Source organism: Chloracidobacterium sp. N (assembly GCF_018304765.1).
Taxonomy (GTDB): domain Bacteria; phylum Acidobacteriota; class Blastocatellia; order Chloracidobacteriales; family Chloracidobacteriaceae; genus Chloracidobacterium; species Chloracidobacterium aggregatum.
Genome location: NZ_CP072642.1, coordinates 2,237,525 through 2,253,760 on the forward strand (window position 1 = coordinate 2,237,525; position 16,236 = coordinate 2,253,760).

General features: G+C 62.2%; 18 protein-coding genes. 3 read left to right on the forward strand and 15 right to left on the reverse strand.

All coding sequences use genetic code 11. The features are described 5' to 3' along the window. Window positions 1-75: 75 nt before the first annotated feature. The 12 genes from J8C05_RS09345 to J8C05_RS09400 all read right to left on the reverse strand — a co-directional run bounded on the left by J8C05_RS09345 (window position 76) and on the right by J8C05_RS09400 (window position 10,260). On the reverse strand, window positions 76-276 hold the full coding sequence (locus tag J8C05_RS09345) for a hypothetical protein (RefSeq protein ID WP_198539640.1): 201 nt from the start codon (window positions 274-276) through the stop codon (window positions 76-78). Between the two features lie 188 nt (window positions 277-464). Further along, window positions 465-1,112, reverse strand: coding sequence for a hypothetical protein (locus tag J8C05_RS09350; protein WP_211421939.1), 648 nt, complete (start codon window positions 1,110-1,112; stop codon window positions 465-467). Window positions 1,113-1,252: 140 nt separating this feature from the next. Further along, entirely contained in the window at window positions 1,253-1,975 is a 723-nt protein-coding gene (gene pyrF, locus J8C05_RS09355; RefSeq protein ID WP_211421940.1) for an orotidine-5'-phosphate decarboxylase, read from the reverse strand. A gap of 105 nt (window positions 1,976-2,080) precedes the next feature. Then, a complete protein-coding gene (locus tag J8C05_RS09360; RefSeq protein ID WP_211421941.1) occupies window positions 2,081-3,307 on the reverse strand; it encodes a lytic transglycosylase domain-containing protein in 1,227 nt (408 codons plus the stop codon). A 286-nt stretch (window positions 3,308-3,593) separates the two neighbouring features. Further along, on the reverse strand, window positions 3,594-4,604 hold the full coding sequence (pta, locus tag J8C05_RS09365; RefSeq protein WP_211421942.1) for a phosphate acetyltransferase: 1,011 nt from the start codon (window positions 4,602-4,604) through the stop codon (window positions 3,594-3,596). Between the two features lie 30 nt (window positions 4,605-4,634). Then, window positions 4,635-5,519 carry a glutamate formimidoyltransferase gene (gene ftcD / locus J8C05_RS09370; RefSeq protein WP_211421943.1) on the reverse strand — a complete coding sequence of 295 codons (885 nt, stop codon included), beginning with the start codon at window positions 5,517-5,519 and terminating at the stop codon, window positions 4,635-4,637. A gap of 6 nt (window positions 5,520-5,525) precedes the next feature. Next, on the reverse strand, window positions 5,526-6,020 hold the full coding sequence (gene dps / locus J8C05_RS09375) for a DNA starvation/stationary phase protection protein Dps (protein WP_211421944.1): 495 nt from the start codon (window positions 6,018-6,020) through the stop codon (window positions 5,526-5,528). A gap of 97 nt (window positions 6,021-6,117) precedes the next feature. Next, on the reverse strand, window positions 6,118-6,633 hold the full coding sequence (locus tag J8C05_RS09380) for an NADPH-dependent FMN reductase (RefSeq protein WP_211421945.1): 516 nt from the start codon (window positions 6,631-6,633) through the stop codon (window positions 6,118-6,120). A gap of 95 nt (window positions 6,634-6,728) precedes the next feature. Continuing rightward, a complete protein-coding gene (locus tag J8C05_RS09385; protein ID WP_211421946.1) occupies window positions 6,729-7,205 on the reverse strand; it encodes a rubrerythrin family protein in 477 nt (158 codons plus the stop codon). A gap of 66 nt (window positions 7,206-7,271) precedes the next feature. Next, window positions 7,272-7,712 (reverse strand): Fur family transcriptional regulator, encoded by a 441-nt coding sequence (locus J8C05_RS09390; RefSeq protein WP_014100397.1) that lies wholly within the window; start codon window positions 7,710-7,712, stop codon window positions 7,272-7,274. A gap of 47 nt (window positions 7,713-7,759) precedes the next feature. After that, window positions 7,760-9,679, reverse strand: coding sequence for a serine/threonine-protein kinase (locus J8C05_RS09395; protein WP_211421947.1), 1,920 nt, complete (start codon window positions 9,677-9,679; stop codon window positions 7,760-7,762). Window positions 9,680-9,837: 158 nt separating this feature from the next. Continuing rightward, window positions 9,838-10,260, reverse strand: a complete 423-nt coding sequence (locus J8C05_RS09400; RefSeq protein WP_211421948.1) for a DUF2752 domain-containing protein — start codon at window positions 10,258-10,260, stop codon at window positions 9,838-9,840. Here J8C05_RS09400 and J8C05_RS09405 point away from each other — a divergent pair. Then, complete coding sequence (locus J8C05_RS09405) at window positions 10,259-12,250, forward strand: tetratricopeptide repeat protein (RefSeq protein WP_211421949.1); 1,992 nt, start codon at window positions 10,259-10,261, stop codon at window positions 12,248-12,250. The genes J8C05_RS09400 and J8C05_RS09405 overlap by 2 nt on opposite strands. A gap of 138 nt (window positions 12,251-12,388) precedes the next feature. After that, window positions 12,389-13,012 carry a PilZ domain-containing protein gene (locus tag J8C05_RS09410; RefSeq protein ID WP_211421950.1) on the forward strand — a complete coding sequence of 208 codons (624 nt, stop codon included), beginning with the start codon at window positions 12,389-12,391 and terminating at the stop codon, window positions 13,010-13,012. Between the two features lie 56 nt (window positions 13,013-13,068). On the opposite strand, the gene J8C05_RS09415 is transcribed toward J8C05_RS09410, so the two are convergent. Both J8C05_RS09415 and rpsT read right to left on the reverse strand, forming a co-directional pair. Beyond that, a complete protein-coding gene (locus J8C05_RS09415) occupies window positions 13,069-14,184 on the reverse strand; it encodes a hypothetical protein (protein WP_211421951.1) in 1,116 nt (371 codons plus the stop codon). Window positions 14,185-14,222: 38 nt separating this feature from the next. After that, window positions 14,223-14,588 carry a 30S ribosomal protein S20 gene (gene rpsT, locus J8C05_RS09420; RefSeq protein WP_211421952.1) on the reverse strand — a complete coding sequence of 122 codons (366 nt, stop codon included), beginning with the start codon at window positions 14,586-14,588 and terminating at the stop codon, window positions 14,223-14,225. Between the two features lie 215 nt (window positions 14,589-14,803). Between rpsT and J8C05_RS09425 the strand changes: the two genes are divergently transcribed. Next, window positions 14,804-15,226, forward strand: a complete 423-nt coding sequence (locus tag J8C05_RS09425; protein WP_211421953.1) for a MerC domain-containing protein — start codon at window positions 14,804-14,806, stop codon at window positions 15,224-15,226. Between the two features lie 30 nt (window positions 15,227-15,256). On the opposite strand, the gene J8C05_RS09430 is transcribed toward J8C05_RS09425, so the two are convergent. Continuing rightward, window positions 15,257-16,186: a DUF3108 domain-containing protein gene (locus J8C05_RS09430; protein WP_211421954.1), complete on the reverse strand. Its 930-nt coding sequence runs from the start codon at window positions 16,184-16,186 to the stop codon at window positions 15,257-15,259. Window positions 16,187-16,236: the final 50 nt, after the last annotated feature.

Below are 16,236 nucleotides of genomic sequence, written 5' to 3' on the forward strand. Positions count from 1 at the left end.
CGGGGTTGGGGCGTGGGAACCGCACCGTTTCCGGTCAGGCTCCCCGGAAGGACAGGAGATGATTCAGGCCGGGCTTCACTCTTTGGCTTCACCCTTTTGCTCACGTCCGAGGTTACTGCTCAATTGGCGTGCCAGATTTTCCCGCAAATCTTCAGCCGCGCGCGCCAGAAGTTTCCCGGCAACGGCACTTGCCGAGGTTGCCTGGCCGAGCATGACATAAGTTTCAAGAACGGCCATCGTCTGGCGACTGACCGGTATCGTGATACTTTGTGCCACTCTTCCGCGGCGCTTCTTCACTTCACTCTGGGCTGAGTTTTGCTTTGTGTTTGCCATAGCTTTTACACTTCCCCTTTTTTCGAGTTATCTCGGTAATGCTTTCAAGTGGACGAAATGTCTTGAAAGTGCCAGGCCGTTTATAGACGAAATAACTCAAAAAAGGGAAATACTTTTTCTCTGAATTACCCCTAACCAGCCACCGACAATGTTGTTTCCGGGGTGAGTGGGGATGATTTTGCAGCACACCGCGCCGAATCAATCGCAGCGCCGAGCTTTTCGGTTACGTTTCGTCTCCCCTGAAGTAATACCGTTTGGACGGTGCCATCCTGATTTCGTATCAGCAGGCCAAGGTAGTGCCGTTTTTTCTGAACGAGATAGGCCAACGGCCCCAGAATGGCTGCCCGAAAGCCTGTCAACTGCCGTTCGGAGTAGCTTCGTACCGCTTCCAGGTTGGCATAACGGACGACCACTTCCGACTGCCAACCCTGGTGGTGCAGGCTGGCCAGAACAAGCCCCTGCTCGTAGAGTTGAACGGCGCTGTACGCCCGTTCTGATTCATCCGTATCCGCGATATTCAGCCGATCCAGAACCACCGGTTGGTCAATGGCCACACCGAGTTGGTGGGATTCGGCCAGATGTGCCAACCGCTTTATATCACGGGCTTCAATCCGGGTGGCCTGACGGATCAAATCCCGAAAGACAAACACCCAGATGGCGTACATGGTGCCGATGGCAACGACCGTAAAGGTGATGCGCATGGGCAAAGGCAACTGATTGAAACCTGGCGCGTCCTGAAGGAACACAACCCAGCCCGGCATCATTGGCAGCAGTGGCATGGCAGAAACCTCGGATGGAAAGCAGTCAGGAGACCTGCTTCCAACATAGTCAATTGTCTTCCGAGGTGTGAGAAGAAAAGCGGTCCAAATGAAAAAAGCCGGCCATTCCGGCCCGCTGCTCCACCGTTACCGGGCAGATTTCAGAGTGCAGCCAGGTCTTCCACGATGCGCTGCGCGGCGGCCGCCGGGTCAGTCGCCGCCGTAATCGGACGCCCCACCACAAGGTAGGTAGCCCCGGCCGCCAACGCCGCGCGGGGCGTCAGCACCCGCCGCTGGTCGTCCGGGATGGCATCCGGCAGACGGATGCCCGGCGTCACAATGGCGAAATCCTTGGGCACGAGACGCCGCACTGCCGCGACTTCCTGGGGCGAACACACCACGCCCCCCAGCCCGCAGTCCACGGCCAGACGCGCCAGACGGAGAACAACCTCCTCCGGTGTTCCAGCCAGCCCAATCTCATCGAGTGTCGCCTGATCGGCGCTCGTCAGCAGGGTCACGCCCAGAATGGTCGGCCGCCGGCTGCCCGGCGGTAGTGCAGCCAGTGGCTCGACGGCCGCTTGCAGCATCGCCCGTCCGCCCAGCGTGTGTACGGTGCACAGGTGTACGCCGAGCTGCATCACCGCCGCCACCGCACCGGCCACCGTGTGGGGAATGTCATGAAACTTCAGGTCCAGAAAGACACGTGCGCCGGTCGCCAGCGCCGCTGCCACAACGGGTGGACCGGCCGCCGTAAACAGCGTCTTGCCAATCTTGAAGCCTCCGACATAGGGAGCGACCTCCCGCATGAGCTGCTCGGCCACGGCGCGGTCGGCCGTGTCCAGTGCAACCAGAAGCCGCCCGGCAGGCGAGGACGGATGATTCATAGGCGCGGTCAAGCCAATCTGCCGCCCGCGGCAGCCACAACGCCACAGACGGCAGGTGGGAGGTCATCCGAACGGCGTGCCCAGCGGGGCAACCGTAGCACGCTGTCAGTAACGGGTCCGGTAGCGGCGTCCCGTCGTGCGCGCATTGCGCGTGGTGTAACGTGGGGCGACGGCCGGCCGGCTTTCAGCCAGGGTGGGCGTCACAGCCGCGCCCAGACGGTCCTGGGGTGTCAGCGCCGCATAGGCCACGGCAAAGCGCTCGCGGGTGCCCACCGGAAGCTTGAGGCTGAAGCCTGCCGGGGCCAGCGCCCGGTGCAGCTCAGGATTGAGGGTCGAAAGCTCACTGACCGGAACCTGGAGCAGGTCGGCCGCCACAACCAGCGAGGTTGGCGAATCGAGCGGGAACGTTTCGTACTGCATCGGCGGCTCCGGTGTCACATCAAAGCCGTATTGCCTGTGATTTTTGGCAATGGCGATGACGGCCAGAATGGCCGGAACATAGTTCTGTGTCTCACGGGGCAGCAGTCCGCGCTGATGCAATTCCCAGAAGTCGGCATAGCCGCACCGCTCGATGGCGCGCTCGACATTGCGCTCACCGCAGTTGTAGGCCGCCATGGCCAGCAGCCAGTCGCCGGCAAAGTAGTTGTGCAGAAACTTCAGGTAGCGGGCCGCAGCGCGGGTGGAAGCTTCCGGCGCCACGCGCTCATCCATGTAGGCATCCTGCCGCAGTCCAAAGCGCGTGCCAGTCCCCGGAATGAACTGCCAGATACCGCGCGCCTTGGCAAAGGACAACGCCCGTGGCTGCCACACCGATTCGACCTGGGCCAGCCAGATGAGGTCTTTCGGAACACCTTCTTCGGCAAAAATGCGCTCGGCCATCTCGCGGTAGCGCCCGGAGCGGATCAACCCACGCTCCATCGTGATGCGGCCCCGCCCAGCCGTGTAGAAGTTCATAAACTGATACACCTGCGCCGTCACCGTGAACCTGAAGTCGAAGTTCGACATATCCAGCTCACCCATCGGACGGGCGCTGATGCGGCTGATGTCCAGGGCCGCCAGTTCGTCGCGGTAAGTCCCCTGACCGGCTGCCAGCGCCGCCTGTCGCAAACCGGTGTGCAGCAGTTCAATGCGTCCCTGGAGTTCAAAAGCGTAAGCCTGCACATCCTGTCCGGCGCGCAACTCGGCTGGAGCCTGTTCAAGAACGGCCCTGGCCTGCGCAAAACACTGCCTGGCGTCTTCAAACTGACCGTTGCGGAAGGCTTCTTCACCGCGTTTGAAATGACGCTCCGCAGCCGCAATGAGGGCGCGCCCCGACGTTGTTGGAGTGGACACCAGAGGCGCTGGCGACTGCGCAACCGCGACGACCGTTCCGCATAGCGTCAACGCACAGAATGCGGATACGCGCCAAAGACCAAGGCATGACGTCATGGCATCTCCTGAAAAGTCCCAACTTGAATGGTGGTGAGCCTCCGAACGCATCAACCTGCGAGAACAGATCAGGGCGGAGTACGCAAAACGCTCGAAAAGCTCAGCCGGAAGTGCCAGCCTTCTATCATCAGGGTGAAGGCAATGTCAAACCCTGTCTCATATTTTTGGGGTCAATCGCCGCCTGCAAAGGCTATTCGGCAGCCGGGGTCTGCGCCGCCTGGAGTGCCGTCAGGGCAATGGCGTCCACGATGTCGCTGGCATCACAGCCACGGGAAAGGTCGTTGGCTGGCTTGGCCAACCCCTGCAAAATCGGCCCGATGGCTGTCGCCCGGCCCAGGCGTTCGACCAGCTTGTAGGCAATGTTGGCCGCTTCCAGACTGGGAAAAATCAGCACGTTGGCGTAACCGGCCACCGGGCTGCCAGGCGCTTTGCGCGCCCCGACGACGGGCACGATAGCGGCATCGGCCTGCATTTCACCATCCACGAGCAGTTCGGGACGCCGCGCCGCCACCAGCCGCACAGCCGCTGCCACCTTGTCCACGAGCGGATGCTCGGCACTGCGCCGCGTGGAAAACGACAGCATGGCAATCTTTGGCTCGACGCCCAGAAAGGTACGGCAGTTTTCCGCTGCGGCCAGCGCAATGTCGGCGAGTTCAGCCGCGGATGGTTCGATGACAATCGCGCAGTCCGCAAACAGAAAGTTTCCGTCAGCACCAAAGGACGGGTCCTGTACCGTGACGAGCATGAAGCTGGAAACGATGTTGAAGCCCGGCGCCAGACCGATGACCTGAAGCGCCGCCCGTACGGTTTTGGCCGTCGAATGCGTAGCCCCGGCCACGGAACCGTCGGCACGTCCCGTCTGCACCATCATGTTCCCGAAGTAAAGGGGGTCACACATCACTTCGCGGGCCTGTTCCAGAGACAAGCCCTTGGCTTTGCGGCGCTCATAAAAAGCTTGGGCGAAGGTTTCGTGCTCCGGGGCCGTGGCTGGTTCGACGATGGGAAAGCGGTCCGGGTCAATCCCCAGCGCCTGGGCCTGCTCACGAATACGCGCGGCGTCACCCAGCAACGTCACCCGTGCCATTCCCTGTTCCTGGCACATCACGGCCGCGCGCAGCGTGCGCGGGTCCTCCCCTTCCGGCAGAACAATATGCCTGGACAACTGCGCGGCCCGCTGACGCAGGCGTTCAAGTAGTGTCATAGCGGTGCTCCTTGCGGATAAGGCGTCCGTTCATTCGAGCCGTAAGCGACGACTGAGGATTTTTTCGTCGGGAAACAGGCTCGCTTGTGTAGCCGCATCAAATCCGAGGGTGGAATCCGGCGTCGGTACGAGACCAACCAATTCCGGCCGCCCAACCCGAACCCCATGGCGTTTCGCCGCCGCCACGACCGCGTGAAATACATCTGCCGGGTGTGTCCGGCGCACGTCGGTCAGGTTGCAGGAAACCTGTACCGTACCACGGGAAGCCAGGTGCAACCCCAGCGCCTTGACCCCTGGCAGGCCGCCCTGCGCTGCCCGCAGTTCCCGCGCGATAGACCGGGCAATGTCCAGCGCGTCCGTTTCAAGTTCGACATTGAAGGCAATCAGGTAATCGCGCGCCCCGATGGCCACGGCTCCGGCCGTGGGATGCGGCCGTGGCGGGCCGTAGTCCGGCGTCGGAAAGGTCGGCACAGTCCGTACGGCCCGCCGAATCGCAGCCAAATCACGGTACACCGCCTGACGCACCGCCTCGCCATAGCAGAAGACCGGAAGCCCATGGCGGGCGGACACCTGCTGGCTGACCTGATGGGCCAGGGCCACGCAATCGGCCATGGTCACGCCGCGTACCGGAATGAACGGCACGACATCCACGACGCCAATGCGCGGGTGAACGCCCTGATGTCTGGAGAGATCAAGGCATTCCACCGCCTGGGCCAGGCCGGCTATGGCGGCGGCGCGCACGGCTTCGGGTGAACCGGCAAAGGTGATGACCGACCGGTGGTGATCGGGATCAAGATGCTGGTCAAGGATCGGTTGCCCCAGGGCGTGCTCTATTGCCGCCACAATGGACGCCACGACCTCCGGCCGCCGACCTTCGCTGAAGTTGGGGACGCACTCGACCAGCGGTGCACCCATAGCTCGTCAGCGCGCTGCCTGCAGGTGGGCTTCAAGAAACCACAGCCGCTTGTCCATCGCGCGCGAAATGCCGGTGTAGAGATCGGCCGTATCGGCATCGCCCAGTTCATCGGTTTCGGCAATGGCTGCCCGAACATGGTGGGCAAATGGGGCATACCGCTCGGCCAGCGCCTTGACGTGATCCAGCCCGTCCTGGATGTCGGTGGGATATTCCGCCAGAACCGACTGCGCCGCCGCGATCCGCGCCGTTCCCAGCGCCGTACCACCCAGCGCCGTCACGCGCTCGGCAAGGTCATCCACGAAGCCGTCCAGCTCGGTCGCCATCTCGTCAAACATCTCGTGCAGGGCAATGAACTGCGGCCCTTTGACATTCCAGTGGGCCTGTTTGACCTGGGTTTTGAGGTCGAGTGCCGTGGCCAACGATTGATTGAGAAGCCGAATGACCGCAACCCGAATTTCTTCGGGCAGGTCAAGGCGTGTTGCGTGCAGTTGCTCACCCATAACGCTATCCTCCTGTGGAAAAAACTGTGAAAATGTGGAAACCCGTAAACAAGCCCCGGCACCCGCTGGAAAGGCCTTGCCTTTACACGTAGCGCAGTTACACGTAGCGCAGTCGCATGGAAGTTTCCGCCAACTCATCAACGCGGGCGGCGATTTCCGGTGAGAAGAGTTGCCCGTCCCGGAAGTCGGCTTTCGTAGCATAGACGAAGCGCGGGACAATCACGGCCCGAAAATCCAGCATCAGGCTGTTGGCCAGTCCAAGCACTGACATATAGCTCCGCTGTCCGCCGGCGGCGCAGAGAAAGGCCACGATCTTGCCCGCCCAGGCCGGGCCGGTAAGTTCGACAAGGTTCTTGGCCGCTGCATTCACATCGTAGTTGTAGATGGGAACGGCCAGCGTCACCACCCGCGCCTTGGCAATGAGTGCCGACAGGGCCGCCACGCCGGGGTCATCGTAGGCCGGCCCGCCATCGCAGAGCGGCAGAGGATAATCGCGCAAGTCCACGAATGCCACCTGTCCACCACGTTGGGCATAAGCCCCAGTCACCTGGCGGGCCAGAATCCGGCTGTGGCTGTCCGTACGCAGCGACGTGGCCAAAACGAGGTATTCCATAAGTGGTGCTCCTTGGTGCCAGGACACGCGCCAGACGCCTCCGGGAACACCAGCCTGCGCCCGGGCGCGCGTCACCTGGCTGAGAAAATGAACGTTCAGCGTGCCGTCACTTTTTCCAGCGCCTCGGCATAACGTCTGGCATGGGCAGCCTCGACCCGTCCAAAGGCTTTGAACTGTTTGGCAGCCCGCTGGAGCATGGCTTTGAACCGCTCGGCATGCTCACGGGATTCAGCCCCCTGCTCGACGAATTCCGCCACGGCGGCAGACTCCCCTTCCTGCCGCGCTTCTTCGGCAAAGGTCGGGTACATCTGCTCGGTTTCGTACATTTCGCCTTCATAGGCGATTTGAAGCAGCTTCTCGACGGTCATTTCCGACTCTGGATATATCAGTTGCAGGTGGGCAAAGGCGTGCCCGGTTTCTTCGTCGGCCGTACGCTCGAACAACTGGGCGACTTCCTCGTTGCCCAGCTTGCGGGCGAGCTGTCCGAAGTAGAAGTAGCGGCGGTTGGCCATGGCTTCACCGGCAAAGGCCGCCTGGAGGTTCTGCTGGGTTTTGGTCTGGGGTTGGTTCATGGTGTGGTCTCCTTTATGGACAGAATTCTGATTTAGATTTTGTCTAAATCAGTGGGTAAAAAAATTTCAGGCCCCGGCCGCCTGGCCCGACTGGGCACAGTCCGCACACAGGCCACGCAAGGTCAGGTCGAAGCCCTCGATGACGTGCCGCCCCGGTAACGTGCACTGCGGCCACGGCCCGACCAACTCTGACTCAACATCCTCAACCCGTCCGCACTGACGGCAGACAAAGTGATGATGTGGCTCAAGGTTGGGATCGAAACGCATCACGCCCCCTTCGTGGATTTCCATCAGATGCCCGTTTTCCCGAAGCCAGTTGAGCGTGTTATAGACCGTTGCCCGCGACGCCATGGGAAACCTGGCGTTGACGGCAGCCAGCACCTCTTCGGCCGTCGGATGGTGGGTGCACTGCTGCAAATACTCGACGATGGCCAGGCGCTGCGGCGTCAGCTTGAGGCCACGGGTGCGAATCAGGGCAATTACTTCTTGGGCCGTGAGTCGTTTCATAACACTGGCTAGACTAAGTCCAAAAAAGGAATTTGTCAATACCCTTTTCACCGGCCCAGCGACCCGCCAGATTGCCGCTCGCTACGGTACCGCTCTATCTCACGTGGCGACACATTCACGACTTCCGCCTGGGACGGAGTGATGCCAGCCAGGGTGTCAAGCGTCATGGCAACCGGCTGCGCCTGCCCTTCGGCCTCAAAGCGCAGCGGCAACCACCCAAGCCAGGTGCGCCGGTAGCGGACGTGCAGCATGACCTGCTGATTGGGGGGGTCCAGCCGGACACGGACACTTTCCACCTCCAGCTTCCGGGCGGCAAGCCGGGCTGCTGTCCGTTCGCGCAGGGTGGCCAGAGGCTGCTGCCGATCCCGGGCCAGCGCCGCCAGTTCTGCCCCCAGGCGGAAGTTTGCCTGGCGATAGAGGAGATACATCGCCAGGGCGTAGGTCAGCACCACCAAACCGACCAGCAGCATTCCCGTTTTCATCCACGGCCAGGCTGCGGTCCGACGGATGGCCCACACCGGTTGCGACTCAAACGTGGGACTGGAGGAACGCACCGGCTCCGGGGCGGCTTTCAGAGCAACGCCCTTTGACGCACGGGCCGGGGCAGCCGCCGCCGCGGCTGCACTTTCCATAGCGGGGAGTGACGGCTCGGGTGCCCGGTCAACCGTTCCGGCAACCGGCGCAACCGCCTCGGGCCGAATAGAAGCCACCTCCGGTGGCGGCGGCGGTGCCGGGGCAGAAGGCGCTGGAGCCGAAAGCTTTTCCGTGGATGAACGCGCCTCGGCCGCCCGCATGGACTCAGGGCCGCTGTGGGCTTCCCCACGGTCGTGCACCGGCAACGGCACAACCGGCGTGGCGGGCAATTCTTCGGACGGAGGTCTCCCTCCCCGCGGGAGAAGCACCGGTGGCGCGACCGCCGCGGCCTGGCGAAGCTGGGCGCGAAAATCCAGGGCCGGATTCGATGCCGGTTCCTCCGTGTGCAGACATGGCGCGGGAGAGGACAGCGCGGCCTCAAACTCAAGGGCAAAGTCGAGCGCCGTCGCATGCCGGGCTGCCGGATTTTTGCTCAAGGCACGCATGACGCAGAGTTCGACGGCTTCCGGCAAATCCGGGCGCAGGTCACGGAGCGGACGCGGCGCGGCAGTCACCTGCTGCATCATGACGGTGGTTGTGACCTTGCCCGGAAAGGGCACATTGCCGGTCAACAGTTCATAGACCAGCGTCCCCAGACTGTAGATGTCGGAACGGGCATCGAGCGGCTTGCCTTCACACTGCTCCGGCGACATGTAGTGGGGCGTGCCCATGACACTGCCGGTTTCGGTCGTGAAGTCCGTGCCGACGGCGACGGCATCCATGAGTTTGGCAATCCCGAAGTCGAGGACGCGCGGGATTTCCTCGCCATCCACGACTTCAATCATCACATTGTCCGGCTTGAGGTCACGGTGAATGATCCCCTTGCGGTGGGCGGCATGGACGGCCGAGCAGATCGGTTTCAGCCAGCCGACGAGCTTTTCCGGCGCCAGCGTTCCCTGCGCATTGAGAATACGGCGCAGGCTCCTGCCCTCGATGAAATCCATAACGAGGTAGGCCACGCCATCCGGCGTAAGGCCAAAGTCCGTCACAGAAACGATGTTGAAGTGCTTGAGGCGTCCGGCCATGGCGGCCTCGCGGCGGAAGCGGGCCAGCGCATCGTCATCCGAAACCAGGTCCAGGGACAGCACCTTGACGGCAACGGTGCGGTGGATGAGCAGGTGACGCGCCCGATAGACCGTACCGGACCCGCCGCGGCCAATCCGCTGCTCGATGCGGTATTTGCCATCCAGTGTCCGTCCCAGAAAGGGATCATTCTGGGAGGCTTCACGCGGGGCAGGGTCCGAAGTCACATCCAATGGCAGGCGCATCGTCAAACCGGCCAGCAAAGCCGGCGGCACGGCCGACGCGCCGTGGGGAACAGAAGCGTCGCGCATGGCGAATCCTCAGAAGATGGTCGGGAAGAAGTCAACCTGGCTGAAACGAATGCCACGTCCGGGAAGGTGTTGAAAACTTCCTCAGAAAAGGATTCCCAAACCTTGAGGAACCGCAGGTTACACGCCCACGGCCACAAGTTCAACCCGGAATCCGGCCCCTACTGGAACCACAGCTTGAACAACCAACTGACGAGCATCCCCGTCACCACGACCAGCACCGTCAACAGCGGTGGGAACCAGGTCTCCACCCGGTTCACCCAGTCTCCCTTTCCCAGCAGGTGCAGCAGGGAACGCAGCCACCACCAGCCAAAGAGGGCAAACACGGCCGGCGAGAGCGGATGAAAACGCAGGGCGCGCTGCCACTCCCCCTTGGCCAAGGCACAGAAGGCACGGGTCAAACCACAGGTCGGACAGTCAATTCCGGTGGTGGACTTCAGCGTGCAGAGCACCACCGTCGGCACATCCGGCGGGCGATACCAGAAGCTGACCAGAAAGACGAGCGTCGTCAGGACAAATCCCGACAAATATGCCATGATGGCAATTTGGTCAGAAGCCTTGGGTGTATCAGGTGTGGGACGCATGTCCGAAAGCCATCAGATACGGGATGCCGGAATACCGCTTTCTCCCGGATTGGAAACCCCGTCAGCCACGTTGCCAACCGCCACACCGGGGCTGGCGCGACGTACCGCCTGCCTCGTCATCGCCCTGGTGGTCACGATTGGCTATGCCAACAGCCTCAACTGCGGGTTTGCGCAGGATGATGTGTATGTCACATTCAACCGCACCCTTCGTGATTTGCTACACATCTACCGCGCATTTGCCCAGCCCTACTGGGGAACGGGTTATGAAGAACTGGCCACCTACCGGCCGGTGGTCAACATCAGCCTGGCGCTCAACTACGCCGTTCACGGATTTCACCCCCTTGGTTATCACTTCGTCAACCTGGTGCTCCACGCCTTCAACTGTTGCCTGCTGTATGGTCTGGTTTACGCCTACACCCGCTGGAGCCAGCTCGCCCTGTTTACGGCGCTGCTGTTTGCCGCCCATCCGGTGCACGTCGAAGCCGTCACACAGGTGGTGGGGCGCACCGAGTTGCTGGCGGCCGGATTTGGTTTTCTAAGCTGGCATGCCTACCTGCGCATCGGCGAAGGACGGCACTGGCGCTGGCTGGCCTGGGCCGCCTTTGCCGGTGGGATGTACGCCAAGGAAAGCGCCCTGACCCTCATCGGCGTCATCGGCTTGGCCGAACTGTGCGCCGGACGCCTGCGCACCCGGCAGGAGTGGCAACGCGCGGCACTCGATGCCACAGGGTATCTGGTCGTCGCGGCGAGCTACATCCTCATCCGCCGCCTCGTCAACGGGCAGTTCGGCGTCCACGGCGACCAAACCTTCTTTCACGGCGATCCGTGGCACACCCGCTTTCTGACCATGGCGCAGGGCATGGTGGAATACTTCCGCCTGCTGGTGTTTCCCTACAGGCTCTGTGCTTTCTACGACTTCAGCTTCTTCCCGAAAGTTTCGACGCTCACCCCCCGCGTGGCGGCGTCACTGCTGTTGGTGGCAGCGGTCATCGGGGTTGGTCTCCGGGCCTGGCGGCGGCAACCGCTCGTCGCGTTTGCCATCCTGATGTTTTTTGTCTCGGTGTCGCTGGTCTCCAACATCGTTGTCCCAACGGGTATCGTCATTGCCGAACGGGTCCTCTATGTGCCATCGGTTTCCATCTGTCTTCTCGGTGGGCTTGGATTGGCAACGCTCTACCGGCAGTCACGGGGTGGACGCTACGCGGCCGTCGGGCTTTGCGTCATCATTCTGGGACTGATGTCCTGGCGAACCATCACCCGCAACCCCGACTGGACAGACAATGAAGCCTACGGTCGGGCGCTGGTACGGGATGCCCCCGGCAACCCCAAAGGCTGGCTGGCCATGGCCAAAGTCCATGAAGAGGCTGGTGACCTGGCGGCGGCGGAAGCGGCGCTTCAGCACGCCATTGCGATTGGTGCTCACCGTGCGGCCCCGCGTACGGCCTTGGGACAGCTCTACCTGCGCCAGGGACGGCTGGCAGAAGCCGAGGCATTGTTCCGGGCGGCTATCGCCGGTAATCCCCTTGGCTGGCAAGCCTACTATGCCCTCGCCAACCTGCTGGCCCGACAGGGGCGCACGGCAGAAGCCCTCCAGTGGTACGAAGCCGGGAAACGGCAGTATGTGCCTTCCGCCGAGGTTCTGGCCGGAACGGCCGCCAGTTTCTACCGGGGCGGTCAGTACCCGGAAGCCCGCCGTATTTACGAAGACGCCCTGCGCCGTGATCCCCTTCTGGCACAGGCCTGGGCCGGATATGGCACAACCCTGCTCCGCCTCCATCAACTGGATGACGCGCGGAGGGCCCTGGAGCAGGCCGTTGTCCTCGACCCCAACCTGGCCGATGGCTGGATGAACCTGGGGAGTGTGGCTGGCGAACAGGGTGACTACCCGACGGCCCGGCGGGCCTTTGCTGAAGCCCTCAAACTGGACTCGGCCTCAGCAGAAGCCTATGCCAATCTTCGGTTGGCAACCAGCTTGGCCTTTTCTCAGTAGGCCGGACGGTGCACAATCACCACACCCGCACGGTCAGGCTTGGGGGGTTGACTTGCATCGTCCAGACCCGCAGCACAACGTCTTCTACATAGAAGCCAGGTCGCCGAACGTAACACCATCCTGGCAGTTGATGGAGCGATGACCACTTCAAACAATCTGGCTCAGAGCACATCCGCGACAAACCTTGACTTGGCACGGCAGGCCTTTCAGCAGGGCAACTATGAAGAAGCCCTGATGCACATCTATGCCGCGTTATGGAACAACACGCCTGATCCCAATGTGCACCTGCTTCTGTGGGATGTCCTTGAAGCCCAGCGGCTGGAACGAAGCCGGGTCAAACTGCTGCGCAAAGCCATCGAGGAAGTGGCGTTTTCACGCAAGCCCAAAGCCCCTCTGCCGGTCATCGAACCCGATCCCGATCCGAACGGAAAGCGACGGGCGCCGCGCTTTCCGGTCTCGCATCCGGTGATCCTCGTCGCCAATGATCCCCGGCGCACACTCTGGGCGGAACTGGCCGTGGTCGAAGTCACGAGTCTGGTGGGTGCGCGGCTGCGTGTGGCTACGGAGTTTATGGCGGGCGAACACATTCACCTGTTTGGCACCCGGGGCGACGCCCAGGAGGCGATTGAAGCTGTCATCCGCAACATTCGCCCCGATGAGGAGGAAGAAGGGCGTTTCCTCGCCGGCGTCGAGTTTCTGACGCCCGCCGGCCACTGGCTGCTCCCCAACCAAAACCAGGCTGAAACCGCAGACGCTTCCTGAACGCTGACGACCCTGTTTCGCAGTGGTGGCCAGCGCCGGTCAACGACTTCCGTCCATCACCGTTGGGCGCGGCGGCCGGCGCGCAGGAGCGGGTGGGCGGTGTAGCTCGTCGGGAAGTTGTTCCCCAACTGAAAATGGCGCTTGATGGTGGCCGCCGGGTCGAAGTACCACTCACCGAGTGGGCGCTGTCGCTCATTGCGGTCAAACCATCCCCAGGGGGGACGGGCCATGTTGCGGCCGCCGTTGACGCCCAGGAACGCCGAACCCAACACGCCCAACCAGATCGCCCGACGCTTTCCGGCCACGGTGATATGGCGTGTGCCGTAGTTGAACTGCTCGCCGTAGGTTTCGTTGCGTCCATCCTGCGCACGCGCCCACAGCGTGGTCTCCAGCGGCACGAGGGCATAACCCAGCCGGCGCGGTGGTTCACCATCACCGGGAACATCCGCCTGTCCTGTGTACTCATAGCGCACGACGCCTTTGACTGCGGCGCGAAGCTGGCGCTGGCTGCCCCGGTACGCCTCGATGCCATGCCCGCGTGGCTCGATAAACAGCAAGGGCCGCTGCCCTTCGAGGCGGATTGAGTTCGAGGACTGCCCGGTACCGGGGGTGTAACGGAGAAACTTGTTGTGGGCCAGCGACTCCACAAAGACCACCTGCTCCCCCGCCCGTCCGGCCCGGGACTTGGCCACGACGACGAGACAGCCTTCGAGGTCGTTTTCGTGGGCCAGCACCAGATCATCCACCACGCCGGTGGGGTCGTACTTCCGCCCGTAGCGCGCCCCCAGACGCATGAGATCACTCATCACCACGCCCCGGCGGTTACCCCCCTTCCAGTCGCGGGGATGAAAGACGGCATAGTGGATGAAGTAGTGGGTCGCCGTTTCGCAAACCGAAAAATAGACCCACGCCGCCAGCGGAAAGCGTGGGTCGTCAGCATTCTGCCAGTTGTTGTCGCCGCGCCAGTCACCATCGAAATCAAAGTTGGTGATGTAGTCGAAACGCGGCGTCTGACCCAGCCCCTGGTAGAAAACCGGCGCATAACGGGCGGCCAACGCCAGATCGGCGTCAAAGCCCGGCGACTGGGCGTAGCCAAGAACAGACGACGCAGCCAACAGAACCCAAGTCAACCAGCAGAAGTCAACCAGCAGACCAGCCAGCCTGTTGCCCACCGAAGCCAACCTTGTGCACTGCGGGTTGGCATGAAACATCAGGCACTGGGCGTTGACGAGGCCGTACCGCCGGCTTTGTGCTGGTTCAGTACGGTTGTGATCCGATGCCAGAGGCGGGATTTGTACCGGGCCGCCGTGTTGCGGTGAATGATGCCTTTCTGCACCGACTTATCAATGACCGAGATGGCATCCAGATACACTTTCTGAAGCCCCGTCGCCGTCTTCCGCTTGACGCCCGAAAGCTTCTTCGGTTCGACCAGCGCGAGGTCTTCAGCCGTTGGTTTTCTCAGGGCAGCGCGAAGTTTTTTGATAAAGGTACGCAAGCGGCTGCGGTTGCGACGATTGACGGCGTTGCGCCGCTCGGTCTGGCGGACCCGTTTGATGGCGGAAGCCTTGTTCGGCATGTGGCTTGATGTGTCTCCTTCGTAAAACGCTGGCTCAAAGCAAGTCGCTTAGGATAAGGACTCAGCCTCTTTCCGTCAACGTTCACCGCATGACGGGCTGGCAAAAATTTTCCCTGACGGAAACGCCCACGGCGCTGACGCTTGCCAGGTGCATCGGCAGGCCGGTATGGTTGCTCCCACGATTCAAACAATAATTTTCCTTGATTGGATGCGCCATGACCGAGCCGCACACCCCACTAACCGACACACCTTCCTGGATGGACCGGCTCAACTGGGTCGGAGCGACGGCCTCACTCATCTGTGCCGTTCACTGCCTGGCCATGCCGCTGCTCGTCGGTGTACTCCCGATTCTGGGGCTGAGCCTGCTCACGTCCCCATGGCTTGAATGGTCTCTGATTGGCTTTACGGGCGCAATTGGTCTGCTCACGCTGCTGCCCAGCTACCATCGGAAACATCGCCGGTTACAGCCACTGGCCCTGTTCCTGCTGGGCTTCGGACTCATCCTTGGCACAAAGTTCCTGCTCGATGAAGGCTCCTCGCTGGAAACCTCCGGCATGGTCACGGGAGCGCTCTTCGTGGCCGGCGCCAATCTGACCAATCACCGCCTTACACACACCTGCACTGTCTGTCGGCACTGACGGGCCACACCAGCAACAGTCACAGAGCACTCACTTCCCGGAAGGCAGGGCTTCCAACGTGTCGCTCCGGCTGGGAAACCGTGACAACTCGGCCTTGAACTCGCCGATCTCATTGCCGCCCGTGATCCGTACGGCATAGCGATAGGCATCATCCGTAATCCACAGTCGGATTCTGCGTTCATCGGAGGGCTTCCCGTTGGCGTCGAGTGGGCGCAGCGCAAGCTGTACGACCGGGACAGTCTGCCCGTCAACCTCCAGGGTCTCACGTCCAAGGCGCTCAATCTCAACCGTCACGAGCGTGCCGTTGCGTTCGTTCAGGGCCGACAGCCTGACGGTCGCCGGCCCCTCGAAATCAAGGTTGCGCGTCGTCCAGAGCAGGCCCGCCAGGTCGTAGGTGTCGCCATTCAGCTTGACCGAACGGCTGCCGTTGACCTGCGCCGTTCGCCCGGACTGGTCAAAAACCGTCACCGTCCGCTCAACCCGCCCCCCTTCCTTGAGATCAGCTTCGGCGCGGTAGGGCAGCCGCGTCACTGGATCGAGATAGGTTACAAAGCGGTCGTCGAGATCAAACAACGTTGCCTTGACAAACCCGATGGTTTCAGCGCGCACAAGCAGCCGCAACCCCTCCCGCCCGTGGAACATCCCCTGCTCCACGACTTCCGTCGAGAAACGCGCCACTGGGGCATCGCGCAGGCCCAGGCTGGGCACCGTGACCCGTACGCCGTACACGAGTTTTTCCCCAACGACGAATTTGTGGCGGGCCGCTGGCGGCACAACCACACGCCCGTTGCCGGCCGGGGATTCCCCCGGCCCGACGACCCGTGGCCGCTGCTGTGCAGCGCCCGACACGTCCGTAACCCATGACCAGCCAACCAGCAGCAGGATGCCCGTCCACACCCCACACAGAAGCCGGGGGCAGCGCCGATGTTCACCGTGCCCGTCAACGTTCATGCTCACCATGGCAGCCAATTACCTTTCCCAAAAACGAAGCCTTCTTTCGGAAAATGCCT

What these genes read in the sequence shown, in the direction of transcription:
- J8C05_RS09350 (WP_211421939.1), bottom strand. Translation starts at nt 1,112, where the DNA reads ATGCCACTGCTGCCAATGATGCCGGGCTGGGTTGTGTTCCTTCAGGAC.
- pyrF (WP_211421940.1), bottom strand. Translation starts at nt 1,975, where the DNA reads ATGAATCATCCGTCCTCGCCTGCCGGGCGGCTTCTGGTTGCACTGGAC.
- pta (WP_211421942.1), bottom strand. Translation starts at nt 4,604, where the DNA reads ATGACACTACTTGAACGCCTGCGTCAGCGGGCCGCGCAGTTGTCCAGG.
- ftcD (WP_211421943.1), bottom strand. Translation starts at nt 5,519, where the DNA reads ATGGGTGCACCGCTGGTCGAGTGCGTCCCCAACTTCAGCGAAGGTCGG.
- dps (WP_211421944.1), bottom strand. Translation starts at nt 6,020, where the DNA reads ATGGGTGAGCAACTGCACGCAACACGCCTTGACCTGCCCGAAGAAATT.
- J8C05_RS09380 (WP_211421945.1), bottom strand. Translation starts at nt 6,633, where the DNA reads ATGGAATACCTCGTTTTGGCCACGTCGCTGCGTACGGACAGCCACAGC.
- J8C05_RS09385 (WP_211421946.1), bottom strand. Translation starts at nt 7,205, where the DNA reads ATGAACCAACCCCAGACCAAAACCCAGCAGAACCTCCAGGCGGCCTTT.
- J8C05_RS09390 (WP_014100397.1), bottom strand. Translation starts at nt 7,712, where the DNA reads ATGAAACGACTCACGGCCCAAGAAGTAATTGCCCTGATTCGCACCCGT.
- J8C05_RS09395 (WP_211421947.1), bottom strand. Translation starts at nt 9,679, where the DNA reads ATGCGCGACGCTTCTGTTCCCCACGGCGCGTCGGCCGTGCCGCCGGCT.
- J8C05_RS09405 (WP_211421949.1), top strand. Translation starts at nt 10,259, where the DNA reads ATGTCCGAAAGCCATCAGATACGGGATGCCGGAATACCGCTTTCTCCC.
- J8C05_RS09400 (WP_211421948.1), bottom strand. Translation starts at nt 10,260, where the DNA reads ATGCGTCCCACACCTGATACACCCAAGGCTTCTGACCAAATTGCCATC.
- J8C05_RS09410 (WP_211421950.1), top strand. Translation starts at nt 12,389, where the DNA reads ATGACCACTTCAAACAATCTGGCTCAGAGCACATCCGCGACAAACCTT.
- rpsT (WP_211421952.1), bottom strand. Translation starts at nt 14,588, where the DNA reads ATGCCGAACAAGGCTTCCGCCATCAAACGGGTCCGCCAGACCGAGCGG.
- J8C05_RS09425 (WP_211421953.1), top strand. Translation starts at nt 14,804, where the DNA reads ATGACCGAGCCGCACACCCCACTAACCGACACACCTTCCTGGATGGAC.
- J8C05_RS09430 (WP_211421954.1), bottom strand. Translation starts at nt 16,186, where the DNA reads ATGGTGAGCATGAACGTTGACGGGCACGGTGAACATCGGCGCTGCCCC.